This window comes from Nocardioides flavescens, from assembly GCF_009823805.1.
Lineage (GTDB): Bacteria > Actinomycetota > Actinomycetes > Propionibacteriales > Nocardioidaceae > Nocardioides > Nocardioides flavescens.
The window spans coordinates 211,263-226,163 of sequence record NZ_WUEK01000006.1 but is presented as its reverse complement, the minus strand read 5'-3'; the positions used below and the strand labels follow the sequence as shown (position 1 = coordinate 226,163).

The following is a 14,901-nucleotide window of genomic DNA, read 5'->3' as shown; positions in this document are numbered from 1 at the left end:
TGTCAGGAGGCCGGCGCGAGGACCGCCGTCAGGACCGGTGTCAGGACAGGTGCAGCGGCTGCACGTGACGCTTGTGGTCGGGGTCGTCGCCGGAGGTGGTGCCGCCGCTGAAGCCGGTGTCGGCGCGCTCGTCGTCGCCGTCGGCCCCGTCACCGTCGCCGGGCACCCGCTCGGGGACCAGGCGCACGACGACCGACTTGAACGCCGGCTGGTTGCTGCCCTCGGCCTTGGAGTCGAGAGGCACCAGCGCGTTGGTCTCGGGGTAGTAGGCGCCGGTGCACCCGCGCGGGGTGTCGTAGGAGACCACCCGGAAGCGCGGCGCGAGCCGCTCGGAGCCGTCCTCCCACTCGCTGACGATGTCGACGAACTGGCCCTCGCGCAGACCGAGCTCGACCATGTCGTCGGGGTTGACGAACACGACGCGACGGCCGTTCTTGATACCGCGGTAGCGGTCGTCGAGGCCGTAGATCGTCGTGTTGAACTGGTCGTGCGAGCGCATCGTCTGCAGGATCAGCCGACCCTCCGGCACCTCGAGGACCTCGGTGGGGCTGACGGTGAAGATCGCCTTGCCCTTGTCGGTCGGGAAGGTGCGGGAGTCCCGCGGCGGGTGGGGCAGGACGAAGCCACCCGGCTGGTCGACCTTCTCGTCGTAGCCGGCGCAGCCGGGGACGACGTGGGCGATGCGGCGGCGGATCTCGGTGTAGTCGTCGCGGAACGCCGCCCAGGGCAGGTCGTGACGCTCGCCGATGGTGGCCAGCGCCATCGAGCAGACGATGTCGACCTCGGAGCGCAGGTGCTCGGAGGCCGGCTTGAGCGGCCCGTGCGAGGCGTGGACCGAGCAGAGCGAGTCCTCGACCGTGACCCGCTGCGGGTGACCGCCGGTGAGGTCCTTCTCGCTGCGACCCAGCACCGGCAGGATCAGCGCCTGCTTGCCGTGCACGACGTGCGAGCGATTGGGCTTGGTGGACACGTGCACCGTGAGGTCGGCGTTGCGCATCGCGGCCTCGGTGACCTCGGTGTCCGACATCGCCGAGACGAAGTTGCCGCCCAGACCGAAGAAGAACTTGAGCTCGCCGTCACGCATCGCCTTGACGGCCGCGACCGCGTCGTAGCCGTGCTCGCGCGGCGGCTCGAAGCCGAACTCGTCGCGCAGGGAGTCCAGGAAGCTGGCCGGCGGGCGCTCCCAGATGCCCATGGTGCGGTCGCCCTGCACGTTGGAGTGGCCGCGCACGGGGAACAGACCGGCGCCGGGCTTGCCGATGTCGCCGCGCAGGAACGCGAGGTTGCTGATCTCCTTGACCGTCGCGACGCCGTTCTTGTGCTGGGTGATGCCCATCGCCCAGCAGTAGACGGTCTTCTCGGAGTCCGCGATCAACCGGGCGGCCTCCTCGATCTCGGCGCGCGTCAGACCGGTGGAGCGCAGGACGAGGTCCCAGTCGAGGGTGCGCAGGTGCTCGACGTAGGCGTCGTAGCCCCAGGTGTGCTGGGCGATGAAGTCGTGGTCGACCTCGCCCCACTCGAGCAGCAGCGAGGAGATCGCCTGGAAGAGCGCCAGGTCGCCGTTGATCCGCACCGCGAGGTGCAGGTCGGCCATGCCGGTGCCGTTGCCGATGACGCCCTTGACGTTCTGGGGGTTCTTGAACCGGACCAGCCCCGCCTCCTTGAGGGGGTTGATCGCGATGACCTTGGCGCCGTTCTTCTTGGCGATCTCGAGCGCCGAGAGCATCCGGGGGTGGTTGGTGCCCGGGTTCTGGCCGGCGATCACGATGACGTCGGCGTCGTGGACGTCCTCGAAGCGCACCGACGCCTTGCCGATGCCGATGACCTCGGCGAGCCCGACCGAGGTCGACTCGTGGCACATGTTGGAGCAGTCGGGCAGGTTGTTGGTGCCGTAGGCCCGAGCGAAGAGCTGGTAGACGAACGCCGCCTCGTTGGAGGTCTTGCCCGAGGTGTAGAAGACCGCCTCGTCCGGCGAGGCCAGGCCGTTGAGGGTCTCGGCGATCAGCGCGAACGCACCGTCCCACGAGATCGGCTCGTAGTGGGTCGCGCCCTCGCGCAGCACCATCGGCTGCGTGATCCGCCCCTGCTGACCGAGCCAGTAGTCGGTGCGCTGCTCGAGCTCGGCGATCGGGTGGGCGGCGAAGAACTCCGGGCCGACCCGGCGCAGCGTCGCCTCCTCGGTGACCGCCTTGGCGCCGTTCTCGCAGAACTCCGCGGTGTGGCGGTGCTCGGGCGAGGGGTCGGGCCACGCGCAGCCCTGGCAGTCGAACCCGTCGGCCTGGTTGAGCTTGAGCAGCGTCTGGGCGGTGCGGACCACGCCCATCTGCTCGATGCCGCGCTTCATGCTCACCGCGACGGCCGTGGGTCCGGCCGCGTGGTGCTCGGCGTGGGACACCTGGAGGTCGGACTCGTCGATGTCGGCCGTCGGGGGCTTGCGGATCATGGACACATCCTGCCGGTGCCCAGGTCGGGGGTCCCGCCAACAGGGTGCGACCGACCCGTCGGGGTGAGGTCGCGCGTCCCTGCCCGTGGGGCCCCCGATCCCGCTATGTTCGGGCGCGACCGTGTGCGGGTAATACCGTGCACACCTTGGAGAACATCCGAACGGAGCACGACATGAGCAGCACCGAGCCCCCCAACGGCCCGACTCCGCCCTACGGCGAGGGCAGCACGCCCCCGCCCCCGCCCCCGCCTCCGCCGCCGCCGGCGGGAGGGCAGTACGGCGCCCCGCCGCCGGCCCCGAGCTACGGCTCGGAGTCGCAGTACGGCGCCCCCCAGTACGGCACGCCCCCGCCGCCCGCCCCGGGCTACGGCGGCACGCAGCCCGGTGAGCTGCTCCCCCGCTTCCTGGCCCGCCTGATCGACGGGATCCTCGTCGGGATCGTCGCCGGCGTCATCACCGCCATCCTGACGGCCGCGTCCGACTCGTGGCTGCTGAACAACCTGGTCAGCTCGATCCTCTCGGCCGCGATCTACCTCGGCTACTTCGCCTTCCTGGAGTCGAGCCGCGGTCAGACCCTCGGCAAGCAGATCCTGAAGCTGAAGGTCGTCGGACCCGACGGGCACAGCAACCCCACGATGGAGCAGGCCGTGCGCCGCAACATCTGGGCCGGCCTCGGCATCCTCGGCGTGGTGCCGATCCTCGGCGCCATCGTCGGCGGACTCGCCCAGCTGGTCGCGGTCATCCTGATCGCCGTCGGCATCAACTCCGACACCGCCCGCCGCCAGCACTGGTTCGACAAGTTCGCCGGTGGCACCCAGGTGCTCAAGATCGGCTGATCATCGCGAGCGGTTTCGAGACGGTCCTGGCGGACTTCCTCAACCACCGCACCGGTGGTTGAGGAAGGACGAAGTCCTGTCTCGAAACCACACCCGCACCACCCGGCCGCGCCGGTCCCCTCGTGGGGGCCGGCGCGGTCGTGCGTCTGGCTACGGTGAGGACGTGGTGGACGACGCGTTCCGGGCCCTCTTCGACGTCCCGCTGGCGGCCGCGGAGGCCGGCGACCCGCTGCTCGCCTCGGCCGTGGTCGACGACACCGATCTCGCCGCGGTCGCCTTCGACGGGCCGATGACGGTGCGCGTCACCGGTGGCGCCGGCCAGCTGGCCGGACCGGCCGCGATGGCCGAGCGCCGCGGGCTCGACGTGACGGCCTACGAGACGACGGTGCGCGACCTCGACGACCCAGCGGGCGCCGTACGCCGCATCGTGGCCGCCGCCGACGCGGCCGGGGTGACCGACCGGGTGGTCGTGGTGCTGCCGGAGGTCGAGCCCGGCTACGGCTGGCTGACCGCCGCCGACGAGGTCGCGGCGGTCGAGATGACCCTGGGGCTGCCGGCGGGACCGGCGTTCGAGGCGTGGGTCGAGGCGGCGCTCGACCGCGAGACGGCGTTGCGGGTCACGACCACGACGTCACCGAGGCTCCTGCTGGAGACCGTGCTGCGGGTCTTCGACGGCGGACTCGAGAGCGGGGCCGACGACGCTCCCGACCTGGCCCGCGCCCGGCGCTGGCTCACCTCGGTGCGAGCGACCAGCACCGCCGAGCACGCGACGAGCCCGAGCGCCAGCCAGGCGTAGGCGTCGACCAGCAGCACCGCACCCACGACGTACGCCGTCCAGCGCGGAGCGCGCGAGGCGAGCACGACCACCAGGGGGACGGCCCAGACCCAGGGCCGCTCGGACGGGGTCGACGAGCCGAGCACCGTCGCGGTGCCGGCGAGGACGAGGCCGACGTCACGGGCCCCGCGCCGCCACCACCAGGCGGCCAGAGCGAGCGCGAGCAGCGCCGCGGCGCCGCCGAGGAGCCGGGCGGCGGACGCACCGTCGAGGACACTGGACCACAGCGCCGGACCCCAGAAGTCGGCCGCCTCGCCCGGGCGCAGCACGACACCGACGAGCACGGTCGCAGCGAACGCACTGACGGCGCGGCACGCCTCGGCACGACGGCCCACGGCGACCAGCAGGACGACCAGGAGCAGGGCCGGGAGCGCGACTCCGGCGACGACGCCCACCAGGACGCCGCTCCACCGCCCCCTCAGGACCAGCAGGTCCCAGGTCAGGAGGCCCATGAGCACGAGGTCGAGACGTCCGGTGAGCAGCGCTTCGCGCACCGGCTCGAGGAGGAGCGCGCCGAGCGTCGCCGCCGTCAACACCGGGTCGGCGAGGCGTCGCCCGGACTCGCGGGCGACGGCCCGGAGGGTCAGCGCCGAGGCGGCGACGCCGCCACCGGCGAGCGCGGCGGTGGCGACCGGGAGCGAGAGGAGGGCGAGCCCGCTGAAGAGCAGGGCCGCGAACGGCGGCCCGTCGGGCGACGCGGGGGCCGGCGAGGTCCACCGCTGCGTGGCCACGGCGCCCACCAGGGCGACCAGGAGCACCAGCAGTCCGACCAGTCCGACCGGGGTCGGGTGACGACGGGTCGTCGACACGACCCCGGACGTCGTCGTCACCATGGCCCCCAGCGTCCGTGCGCCCGGCGTCCCGCGCGTGAACGGACGCTGCTGCGTCGGTGTCGGTTGGCTGTCCGTTCATCCGGGCCGGGGAGGGTCCAGGGGTGCGCATCGCCCAGCTGGCCAACTTCGTCGGACCCGCCTCGGGCGGCATGAAGACCGCGCTGGCGGCGCTCGGCTCCGGGTACGCCGCCGCCGGGTGCGAGCGGCTGCTCGTCGTGCCCGGCCCCGTCGACTCGGTGACCGAGACCCCGGACGGGCGTGTCGTGCAGCTGCGCGCCCCCCGGGTCGGTGGTGGCTACCGGCTGATCGTCGAGCCGTGGCGCGTGGTCGACGTGCTCGAGTCCTTCGGACCCGACAGCATCGAGCTGAGCGACAAGCTCACGCTGCTGCCGGTGGCGCGCTGGGCGCGCCGCGCCGGGGTGCGCTCGGTGCTGTTCTCCCACGAGCGGCTCGACGACATGTTCGCGCTGCGCAGCGGCCTGGACCGCAGCGCCCGGGTCTCGGTCGCGCTGCTCAACCGGGTCCTGGTGCGCAGCGTCGACGAGGTCGTCGTGACCTCGCGCTACGCCGAGGAGGAGTTCGCCGGCCTCGTCACACCGCAGCGGGTGCCGCTCGGCGTCGACCTCGCGACGTTCCGGCCCTGCCCGGCCACTGCCTCGCCCCCCGACGACGGGCTCCTGCGCCTCGTGCACGTCGGGCGGCTCTCCCGCGAGAAGTCGCCCCACCTGGCCGTCGCCACCGCGGTCGAGCTCCACCGGCGCGGGGTGCGCGTGCAGCTCGACGTGTACGGCGAGGGCCCGCACCTCGGCGAGCTCCGGGCCGTGGCCGGCGACGCCCCGGTGACCTTCCACGGCTACGTCGACGACCGCGCCGAGCTCGCCCGCCGGATCGCCGCGGCCGACGTGTCGCTGTCGGTGTGCCCGGGCGAGACGTTCGGCCTGGCCGTGCTCGAGGCGCTCGCCTGCGGTACCCCCGTCGTGACCGCCGACCGGGGCGGCGCCCGCGAGCTCGTCGACGCCGGCTCCGGCGCCTGGGGCGCTCCCGACCCGGTCGCGCTCGCCGGCGCCGTCCTGCGCGCGACCTCCGTCTCCCGCGCGGGGGCCCGCCGTCGCGCCGAGCTGTTCCCCTGGGCCGCCACCGTCGAGCGGATGCTCGCGGTGCACGCCGCGCCCCAGGCGGTCTCGGCTACGGCCTGAGGTCGCCCTGACCGGTGGTTGAGGAGGCGCGCCAGCGCCGTCTCGAAACCTCCCTCGTTGCGGCTGAGTGGTTTCGAGACAGGACTCCGTCCTTCCTCAACCACCGGCGCGGTGGTCGAGGAGGCCGGCTACGGCCGTCTCGAGGCCACTCGTCGCGACCGGTGGTCGAGGAGGCCGGCTACGGCCGTCTCGAAACCTCCCTCGTTGCGGCTGAGTGGTTTCGAGACAGGGCTTCGTCCTTCCCCAACCACCGGCGCGGTGGTCGAGGAGGCCGGCTACGGCCGTCTCGAAGCCACCTCTGCGTCAGATCGGCAGCCGCTCCGAGAGCCGGGAGACCCGCTCGCGGGCGCCGGGGGTGAGCAGCAGGAACGGCAGCACGGCGGCGACGGCGACGCTGCCCATGGCGATGGCGAGCCAGGCGCCGCGCAGCGAGGAGTCGAGCGGGGAGACCATCCCGGCCACGACCGAGACCGCGACGACGGCCGCGGCGCTGCGCCGGGTGAGGGCCTGGACCGCGAAGAACGGGACGGTCCACAGCAGGTACCACAGGTGCACCACCGGGCTGGTCAGCACGAGGGCGCCGGTCACGAGCGCGACGGCGGCGACGGCGCGGTCGCGGCGGCCGGTGTCCCAGCGCAGCGCCACCCAGCCGGCGACGCCGACGGCGACGACGCTGCCGAGCGTGCGGGCGAGGTCGCGGAACGTCGCCGGGTCGGTGCCGAGGCCCACCAGCCGGGCCCCGAGGTCACCGAGACCACCCACGACGGTCGTCAGCGACAGCGGGGTGTTGATGACGCCCGGCACCGTCAGCCCCTCGACCCAGCCGTGGCCGAGGCCGCTGACCACGCCGAGCCCGAGCAGGGTGCCGAGCGCGACGACCGCGACGCCCGTCGTACGCCGCAGCCGGGCGCGCAGCCCCGCCGCGACGGGCAGCGAGACCAGGACGACGCCGATGCAGACGACGCCGCCCGGCACCTTGACGGCGGCGGCGAGCCCGCCGAGGGCCGCGCCCCACGCCCAGCCGTGCTCGGCGGCGAGGACGAGGGCGCAGGCCATCAGACCGACCATCAGCAGGTCGTTGTGCAGCCCGGCGACCCCGTTGGCGACCATGAGGGGCGAGGCGAGCACCAGCGCCGAGGCGAGGGCGGGGTCGGCTCCGCACCAGCGCGCCAGACGGGGCACCGCCCAGGCCAGCATCACCAGGCCGAGCAGGGCCACGGCGCGGTGGCCGGTGACGAGCAGCCACGGGTTGCCGGTCTGCGCGGCGAACACCTCGCCGAAGACCAGAGGCAGCGGGCCGTACGGCGTGTGGGTGTGCATCCACATGGGGTCGACGGCCTGGACGACCGGCCCCGTCAGCACCCCGGGTCCGTGCTCGTAGGGCGAGATGCCGAGGTGGGCGAGCATCCCCTGCGCGGCGTAGGACCAGCCGTCGCGCGAGAACAGCGGCGGGGCCAGCACCAGCGGCGCGCTCCACACCAGCGTCGCGAACCGCACGTCCTCCAGGGCACCGACCGGCCCGGTCGCGACCCACCGGCACAGCCGCAGCCAGGCCGAGGCGAGCAGGGCCAGCCCGCTCAGCACGACGAGCAGGGCGGCGACCCGGGTCAGCTCGTGGCCGCGCAGCGTGCGCAGCAGCTCGCCGAACCCGCCCCAGTGCAGCACCGGGGTGCTCCAGGGCAGCGTGGACACGACCAGGCCACCGGCCAGCACGAGCACGCTGCCGACGACACCGCGGGTGAGCACATCGGGAGGCTAGGCGCGGTGCGCCACCGACACGGGTCGCTCGCCGGACCGCCGGCTGAACGCAGGCTGAACAGGCTGGCCCACCCTCCAGCGGATGCCCTAGCGTCCTCGCGTGCAGTACGGCCAGCACCCCGCACCCCGCTTCTCGATCGCCCACCTGAGCGACGTCCACCTGCTCCCCGACGGGGTCCGCCAGTACGGCGTGGTCGACCCCGTGGCCGGGCTCCGGCTCGCCCTCGCGCGCCTCTCCCGGCTCGAGCGCCGCCCGGACGCCCTCGTCTTCACCGGGGACCTGGCCGACCGCGCCGATCCCGAGGCCTACGACTGCCTGCGCGAGCTCGTCGAGCCGGCGGCGGCCGAGATGGGCGCCGAGGTCGTGTGGGTGATGGGCAACCACGACGAGCGGGCGCCGTTCGCCCGGGGGCTCTGGGGTGAGGACACGGACCCCGAGCGGCCGCTCGACCGCGTGCACGACCTGGGCGGTCTTCGCCTCGTCGCGCTGGACACGACGGTGCCGGGGTGGCACCACGGTGAGCTCTCCGACGACCAGCTGTCGGGGCTGGCCGACGTGCTCTCCGAGCCGGCCGAGCACGGCACGGTGCTCGCGATGCACCATCCGCCGATCCCCGTGCCGATGGTCGAGGTCAACGCCGTCATCGAGCTGCACGACCAGCACCGGCTGGCCGAGGTCGTGCGCGGCACCGACGTGCGCCAGGTGCTGGGCGGGCACTTCCACTACTCGTCCTACAGCACCTTCGCCGACGGCGTGCCGGTCTCGGTCGCCTCGGCGTCCTGCTACGTCTCCGACCCCGCGCCGCTGCAGCGGTTCATCTCCGGGGTCGACGGCCACCAGTCGTTCACGATGTGCCACGTCTACGACGACCGGATCGTCCACACGGTCGTGCCGCTGGCCGACGTCCCCGAGGTGTCCGGCTTCCCGTCCGACGTGCGCGCGGAGGTCGAGGCGCTGTCGTGGGCCGAGCGGCACGACATGTTCGCCCGCAAGGACTCCGACTTCAACAGCGTCCACGAGGACCACTCGCCGCGCGACCGGGGCTGAGACCGACCCCGGTCGCGCGGCGGCTACGAGCCGTAGCTCAGGAGCGGTCGCTCGAGTCGCCGATGACGACGACGTAGAAGCGCTTGCGGTTGTCCCCGGTGGTCACGCTGCCGTCGCTCAGGCGCGGGCTCACGGCGAACACGTTGGGCACGGCGGTGCCGGCCGGGGCGCACGCCGTGATCGGGGTGCCGCACTGGCTGACGGAGATCTCGCCGGAGAACTCCGGGTTGGTGCCGGCACCGCGACCGTTGGTGACGCCGTCGCCGTTCTGGTCGACGGTGTTCTGCAGCACGATCTGGGCCGTGATCGCGTTGTTGCCGAGCGGCTCGCCCGCGTCGATGTAGACGTTGCCGTTGGCACGCAGGCCCTGGGCGTCGGTCGCGGTCGGCGCGAGCGTCGGGTAGGCGCTGACGACGTTGAAGCCGCCCGACTGGGCCTCGATCTGACCCGCCGCGTTGACCAGCGCCCAGCGCGCGCCGGTGGGGATCGTGCCCGGCTTGAGGTCCTTGCCCTTGATGGAGCCGTTCTTGATGTCGCGGCCGGTCAGGCTGTTGTTCTTGACGTCCTTCGTGGTGATCGTCCCGTTCTTGATGTCCTTGCCGGTCACCTGCACGGCGGCGTACGACGTGCCGCCGAGCGCGACGAGGAGCGCGGCGGAGGAGACGATGATGGACGGGCTGGGCTTCTTCATGGTGGACCCTTCGTCGGCGCGGCCTCGGAGCGGCGCGCGCTGGAGAGTGCTGCACCCCTGCATGGCACGAGGGCGCCGAACGTCACACACCGATCCGGCGGACGACCTGTGACGAACCACGGCCGTGGCTCATGCACCACCGATGGACGACGACCCGGCCGACGAGAGGCGCCTGGTCGACCGCGCCCGCGCGGGCGACCCGGACGCGTGGGAGCTGGTCTACCGGCGGGCCTACCCGCGGCTGATCGCCTACGCCCGCCACCGGCTCGCGACCCACGAGCAGGCCGAGGAGGCCGTCAGCGAGACGATGCTGCGCGCCATCGGCTCGATCGCGAGGTACGAGCGCACCGACGCGGGCCTGCAGGGGTGGTTGTTCGGGATCGCGCGCAACGTCGTGCTGGAGACCTACCGCGCCGGTGCGCGCCAGCGCACCACCGACCCCGCCGTGCTGGTGACCGAGACGGCTCCGGCGCACACCGAGCCCGAGGCGGTCGCGGTGCAGGGCGAGCAGAGCCGGCTGCTGGCGCGCGCCTTCCACCGGCTCTCCGAGGCGGACCGCGACCTGCTCGAGCTGAGGGTGCTCGGCGGGTTGGGGGCGGAGCAGGTCGGGGCACTGACAGGGCGACGTGCCGGAGCGGTCCGCATGGCGCAGTCACGGGCCCTGGCCCGGCTGCGCACCGAGTACGAGGGGCTGATGGCGTGAGTGACGACGAGCGGTACGCCGCGGGGTCGGACGCCGAGGGGCCCACCGAGAACGACGAGTCAGCACTGCTGGGAGAGCTGGGCCGCGCGTTGGGACACGATCCCGCTGCGACGCCTCCACCCGAGCGCGTCGAGTCCGTCCGCGCCGCCGCGGCGGCGATGGCACCCGCCCCGACACGACTGCGGCCCGGACGGCGCGCACTGCTGGGCGGCCTCGCGGCCGGGGTGGGCGGCGTCGCGGGCTACCTGCTGCACGACGTCCGCACCGACGAGGGGCCCACGGCCTCACCGGTCCCGATGGAGTCGATCGCGTTCGCTCCGCTGACCGACCCGGCCGGCACCGTCAGCGCCTCGTCGCTGATCAACCACACCTGGGGCACCGAGCTCGTCGTCGACCTCAGCGACCTCGAGGCGGGCACGGCCTACGACGTGGTCTTCGAGACCGTCGGGGGCGAGGTGGGCGCGGGCTCGCTGCTGGCGGTCGCGGGCGTGCTCATGCGGTGCCGCTTCAACGCCGCGCCACTGCGGGCCGACGTACGCGCCATCGAGCTGCGCACGGCCGCCGGGACCCCGGTGCTGCGGGCCGACCTGCCCTCGGTCTGAGGCTGCTCAGGCTGGCCACACCGGTGGTTGAGGAAGGACGAAGTCCTGTCTTGAAACCGCCGACGATGGACGTGGTTTCGAGACGGAAGCTGTGCAACCTCCTCAACCACCGACCGAGACGGTCGCTAGCGCGACCTCCTCAACCACCGGCGCAGCTGACCTCCTCGACCACCGAAGTCCGCTCAGGCGGCGGTGGTCTCGCGGAGGGCGGCGCGGCGGGCGCGGCGGGCGCGAGGGGCGGCGACCATCTTGCCGGCGCTGAGGCGCATCCGCTCGACGATGATCGTGCGGAGGACGCGCAGGCCGTCGCGGACCGCGTGCAGGTTGCTCTCGCCGTGGATGCGGTCACGCTCGACGCTGGGCACCTCGGTGATCTCGGCGCCCGAGGCGGCCATCCGGACATTGATGAGCGTCTCGATCTCGAAGCCGTCGCCCCACACCATCTCGGGCTCGCCGGGCTCGGCGGGCGTGCTCGCGTCGGGCAGGTCGAGGACGGGCGTCATGTCGGCCCAGAACGCGTTGTAGCCGTAGCACAGGTCGGTGAACTCGGTGCCGAACGCCGTGTTGGCCACGGTGTTGAGCGCGGCGTTGCCGGCGCGGCGCACCGGGGTGATGTCGCTGCTGCCGCCGCCCTCGGTGAAGCGGCTGCCCTTGGCGAAGTCGGCGCCCTCGACGAGGGCCTCGACGAACGCCGGGATCTCCTCCGGGTCCGCGCTGCCGTCGGCGTCGAACATCACCACGACGTCGCCCTCGGCGTGCTCGAGACCGGTCGCGACCGCGTTGCCCTTGCCGGCGCGGGCCTGCTCGACGACCTCGGCGTCCGGCAGCACCGCGTGCGCGGTGGCCACGGTGTCGTCCACCGAGCCGCCGTCGACCACGATCACCTCGTGCTCGCCCGGGAGCCGGTCGAGGACCTCCTCGAGCTCCGGCAGGACGACCTCGAGGTTGGCCGCCTCGTTGAGGGTCGGGACGATGACCGTGATGTCCGGCTCGGTCTGGCTGCGGTCCACTGGAGTCCCCCGTCTGGCGTCTGACGCGCGAGGGACCCCACCGCCCCCCGGCACGGACACCATGCCCCGCGCCACCCCACCCCCACACCTGGTCCAGACCGCGGGCCTCGGGGTCGCACCCGCAATTCTCAGGAGTCTTTTCTTGACTGACTCAAGAAGAGGTGTCAGGGTCGAACCATGCCCGCCACGGTCGACCTCGAGCGGCTGCTGCGCTCGGCCGACCTGCGCGTGACCCGCCCGCGGCTCGCCGTTCTCGCCGCGGTGCACGCGCTGCCGCACGCCGACACCGACACCCTGATCGCCGCCGTGCGCGCCGAGTCCGGCGACGTCTCGCACCAGGCCGTCTACGACGTGCTGAAGGCGCTGACCGGCGCCGGACTCGTGCGCCGCATCCAGCCGGCCGACTCGGTGGCCCGCTACGAGTCGCGGGTCGGCGACAACCACCACCACGTCGTGTGCCGCAGCTGCGGCGAGATCGCCGACGTGGACTGCGCCGTGGGCGAGGCTCCCTGCCTCACGGCGACCAACGACGCCGGCTTCGTCATCGACGAAGCCGAGGTCATCTACTGGGGGCGCTGCCCCCGGTGCACGACCGCAGCCAGTGACCTGCAGTGATCCAGACCCGGAAAGGTTGCCCATGACCGACAGCCAGGACCCCAACGCCCCGCACGCCAGCGCGCAGGGCGTCGACCGCAAGGAGGCGGCGGGGTGCCCCGTCGCCCACGGCGTCACCGCCCACGGCAGCGAGAGCGAGAACCCGGCGATCGACTCGCCGACCCCCCACACCGGCGGCCGTCCGCGCACGATCCAGGACTGGTGGCCCAACGCCCTCGACCTCTCGGTCCTCCACGCCCACTCCAGCAAGGGTGACCCGCTGGGTGAGGACTTCGACTACGCCGCGGCGTTCGCGGAGGTCGACGTCGAGGAGCTCAAGCGCGACGTCACCGAGGTGCTGACCACCTCGCAGGACTGGTGGCCCGCCGACTTCGGCCACTACGGCGGGCTGATGATCCGCCTCAGCTGGCACGCCGCCGGCACCTACCGCATCCACGACGGCCGCGGCGGCGCGGGTGACGGCTCGCAGCGCTTCGCCCCGCTCAACAGCTGGCCCGACAACGCCAACCTCGACAAGGCCCGCCGCCTGCTCTGGCCGGTCAAGAAGAAGTGGGGCCAGAAGGTCTCCTGGGCCGACCTGCTGGTGCTCGCCGGCAACGTCTCGCTCGAGTCCATGGGCTTCGAGACCTTCGGCTTCGGCTTCGGCCGCGAGGACGTCTGGGAGCCCGAGGAGATCTACTGGGGCCCCGAGGACACCTGGCTCGGCGACGAGCGCTACAGCGGCGACCAGGAGATGGTGCCCGACGTCGGCGCCACCGAGATGGGCCTGATCTACGTCAACCCCGAGGGCCCGCGCGGCTCCGGTGACGCCAAGGCCGCGGCGTACTTCATCCGCGAGACCTTCGGCCGGATGGCGATGAACGACGAGGAGACCGTCGCGCTGATCGCGGGCGGCCACACCTTCGGCAAGACCCACGGCGCCGGCATCGCCGACGACCACGTCGGTCCCGAGCCCGAGGGTGCCGACCTCGAGGCGCAGGGCCTCGGCTGGCTCAGCACCTACGGCTCCGGCAAGGGCCCCGACACCATCACCAGCGGGCTCGAGGTCACCTGGACCGACCGCCCGACCGAGTGGAGCAACCGCTACTTCGAGCTGCTCTTCGCCCACGAGTGGGAGCTGACCACCAGCCCCGGTGGCGCCAAGCAGTTCGTGGCCGTCGACGCCGACGAGATCGTGCCCGACGCCTACGACCCGGAGAAGAAGCACAAGCCGACCATGCTCGTCACGGACGTCGCGCTGCGCGTCGACCCGACGTACGAGAAGATCTCGCGCCGGTTCCTCGAGCACCCCGACGAGTTCGCGCTGGCCTTCGCCAAGGCGTGGTACAAGCTGCTGCACCGCGACATGGGCCCGGTCACCCGGTTCCTCGGCCCCTGGGTCGCCGAGCCGCAGCTGTGGCAGGACCCGGTGCCCGCCGTCGAGGGCGAGCTCGTCTCCGACGCCGACGTCGCCTCGCTGAAGCAGGAGATCCTCGACAGCGGGGTCGCGGCTGACAAGCTCATCCGCACCGCGTGGGCCTCGGCCGCGTCGTTCCGCTACACCGACCGTCGCGGAGGCGCCAACGGTGCCCGCATCCGCCTCGAGCCCCAGCGCAGCTGGGAGGTCAACGACGCCGCCGAGATCGACGAGGTCGTCGACGCCCTGACCGCGATCCAGGAGCGGTTCAACGGCGCGGGCGGTGCGCAGGTCTCGATCGCCGACCTGATCGTGCTCGCGGGCTCCGCCGCCGTCGAGCAGGCCGCGAAGGCAGCCGGTCACGACGTGACCGTGCCGTTCCACCCCGGCCGCACCGACGCGACGCAGGAGCAGACCGACGTCGAGTCGTTCGCGGTGCTCGAGCCGCGGGCCGACGGGTTCCGCAACTACGTCCGCACCGGCGAGAAGCTGATCCCCGAGAAGCTGCTCGTCGACCGCGCGTACATGCTCAACCTGACCGCGCCGGAGATGACCGTCCTGGTCGGTGGCCTCCGGGCCCTCGGCGCCAACCGCGGCGGTGCGAAGCACGGTGTGTTCGGCGAGACCGGTGCGCTGACCAACGACTTCTTCGTCGAGCTGCTCGCCCCCGGCACGCAGTGGAAGGCCGGTCACGAGGAGCACGTCTACGAGGGCCGCGCCACCGGCTCCGACGAGGTCACCCGCACCGCGACCGCCGTGGACCTGGTCTTCGGCTCCAACTCGCAGCTGCGGGCGCTCGCCGAGGTCTACGCGAGCGACGACGCGAAGGAGAAGTTCGTCTCCGACTTCGTCGCCGCCTGGGTCAAGGTCATGGAGAACGACCGCTACGACCTGCACAGCTGACCCAGCTCAGCAGCGCACCCAGCACGACACCG

General features: G+C 72.9%; 12 protein-coding genes. 7 read left to right on the top strand and 5 right to left on the bottom strand.

What is annotated here, in order from left to right:
• Window positions 1-40: 40 nt before the first annotated feature.
• Complete coding sequence (locus GRQ65_RS11775) at window positions 41-2,443, bottom strand: FdhF/YdeP family oxidoreductase (RefSeq protein WP_160878153.1); 2,403 nt, start codon at window positions 2,441-2,443, stop codon at window positions 41-43.
• Between the two features lie 173 nt (window positions 2,444-2,616).
• On the opposite strand from GRQ65_RS11775, the gene GRQ65_RS11770 reads away from it, so the two are divergent.
• Window positions 2,617-3,279, top strand: coding sequence for an RDD family protein (locus tag GRQ65_RS11770; RefSeq protein ID WP_160878152.1), 663 nt, complete (start codon window positions 2,617-2,619; stop codon window positions 3,277-3,279).
• Window positions 3,280-3,774: 495 nt separating this feature from the next.
• Here GRQ65_RS11770 and GRQ65_RS11765 read toward each other — a convergent pair whose 3' ends face one another.
• A complete protein-coding gene (locus tag GRQ65_RS11765) occupies window positions 3,775-4,947 on the bottom strand; it encodes a glycosyltransferase family 87 protein (protein ID WP_160878151.1) in 1,173 nt (390 codons plus the stop codon).
• Window positions 4,948-5,048: 101 nt separating this feature from the next.
• On the opposite strand from GRQ65_RS11765, the gene GRQ65_RS11760 reads away from it, so the two are divergent.
• Window positions 5,049-6,143, top strand: coding sequence for a glycosyltransferase (locus GRQ65_RS11760; protein ID WP_337191668.1), 1,095 nt, complete (start codon window positions 5,049-5,051; stop codon window positions 6,141-6,143).
• Between the two features lie 303 nt (window positions 6,144-6,446).
• Here the strand turns inward: GRQ65_RS11760 and mptB are convergent, their stop codons facing one another.
• Window positions 6,447-7,889 (bottom strand): polyprenol phosphomannose-dependent alpha 1,6 mannosyltransferase MptB, encoded by a 1,443-nt coding sequence (gene mptB, locus GRQ65_RS11755; protein WP_160878150.1) that lies wholly within the window; start codon window positions 7,887-7,889, stop codon window positions 6,447-6,449.
• Between the two features lie 112 nt (window positions 7,890-8,001).
• Here mptB and GRQ65_RS11750 point away from each other — a divergent pair, with 112 nt between their 5' ends.
• A complete protein-coding gene (locus tag GRQ65_RS11750) occupies window positions 8,002-8,949 on the top strand; it encodes a metallophosphoesterase (RefSeq protein WP_160878149.1) in 948 nt (315 codons plus the stop codon).
• Between the two features lie 37 nt (window positions 8,950-8,986).
• Here GRQ65_RS11750 and GRQ65_RS11745 read toward each other — a convergent pair whose 3' ends face one another.
• Window positions 8,987-9,640: a hypothetical protein gene (locus GRQ65_RS11745; protein ID WP_160878148.1), complete on the bottom strand. Its 654-nt coding sequence runs from the start codon at window positions 9,638-9,640 to the stop codon at window positions 8,987-8,989.
• A gap of 142 nt (window positions 9,641-9,782) precedes the next feature.
• Between GRQ65_RS11745 and GRQ65_RS11740 the strand changes: the two genes are divergently transcribed.
• Both GRQ65_RS11740 and GRQ65_RS11735 read left to right on the top strand, forming a co-directional pair.
• Window positions 9,783-10,343, top strand: a complete 561-nt coding sequence (locus GRQ65_RS11740; protein WP_160878147.1) for an RNA polymerase sigma factor — start codon at window positions 9,783-9,785, stop codon at window positions 10,341-10,343.
• Complete coding sequence (locus GRQ65_RS11735) at window positions 10,340-10,945, top strand: hypothetical protein (protein ID WP_160878146.1); 606 nt, start codon at window positions 10,340-10,342, stop codon at window positions 10,943-10,945. The genes GRQ65_RS11740 and GRQ65_RS11735 overlap by 4 nt, the downstream gene beginning before the upstream one ends.
• A gap of 182 nt (window positions 10,946-11,127) precedes the next feature.
• Here GRQ65_RS11735 and GRQ65_RS11730 read toward each other — a convergent pair whose 3' ends face one another.
• Window positions 11,128-11,955: a glycosyltransferase family 2 protein gene (locus GRQ65_RS11730; RefSeq protein ID WP_337191667.1), complete on the bottom strand. Its 828-nt coding sequence runs from the start codon at window positions 11,953-11,955 to the stop codon at window positions 11,128-11,130.
• Window positions 11,956-12,132: 177 nt separating this feature from the next.
• Between GRQ65_RS11730 and GRQ65_RS11725 the strand changes: the two genes are divergently transcribed.
• The gene (locus GRQ65_RS11725) at window positions 12,133-12,570 is read left to right on the top strand and encodes a Fur family transcriptional regulator (protein WP_160878144.1); all 438 of its coding nucleotides are present in this window, start codon (window positions 12,133-12,135) and stop codon (window positions 12,568-12,570) included.
• A gap of 22 nt (window positions 12,571-12,592) precedes the next feature.
• On the top strand, window positions 12,593-14,869 hold the full coding sequence (gene katG, locus GRQ65_RS11720) for a catalase/peroxidase HPI (protein ID WP_160878143.1): 2,277 nt from the start codon (window positions 12,593-12,595) through the stop codon (window positions 14,867-14,869).
• The last annotated feature ends 32 nt before the right edge of the window (window positions 14,870-14,901 follow it).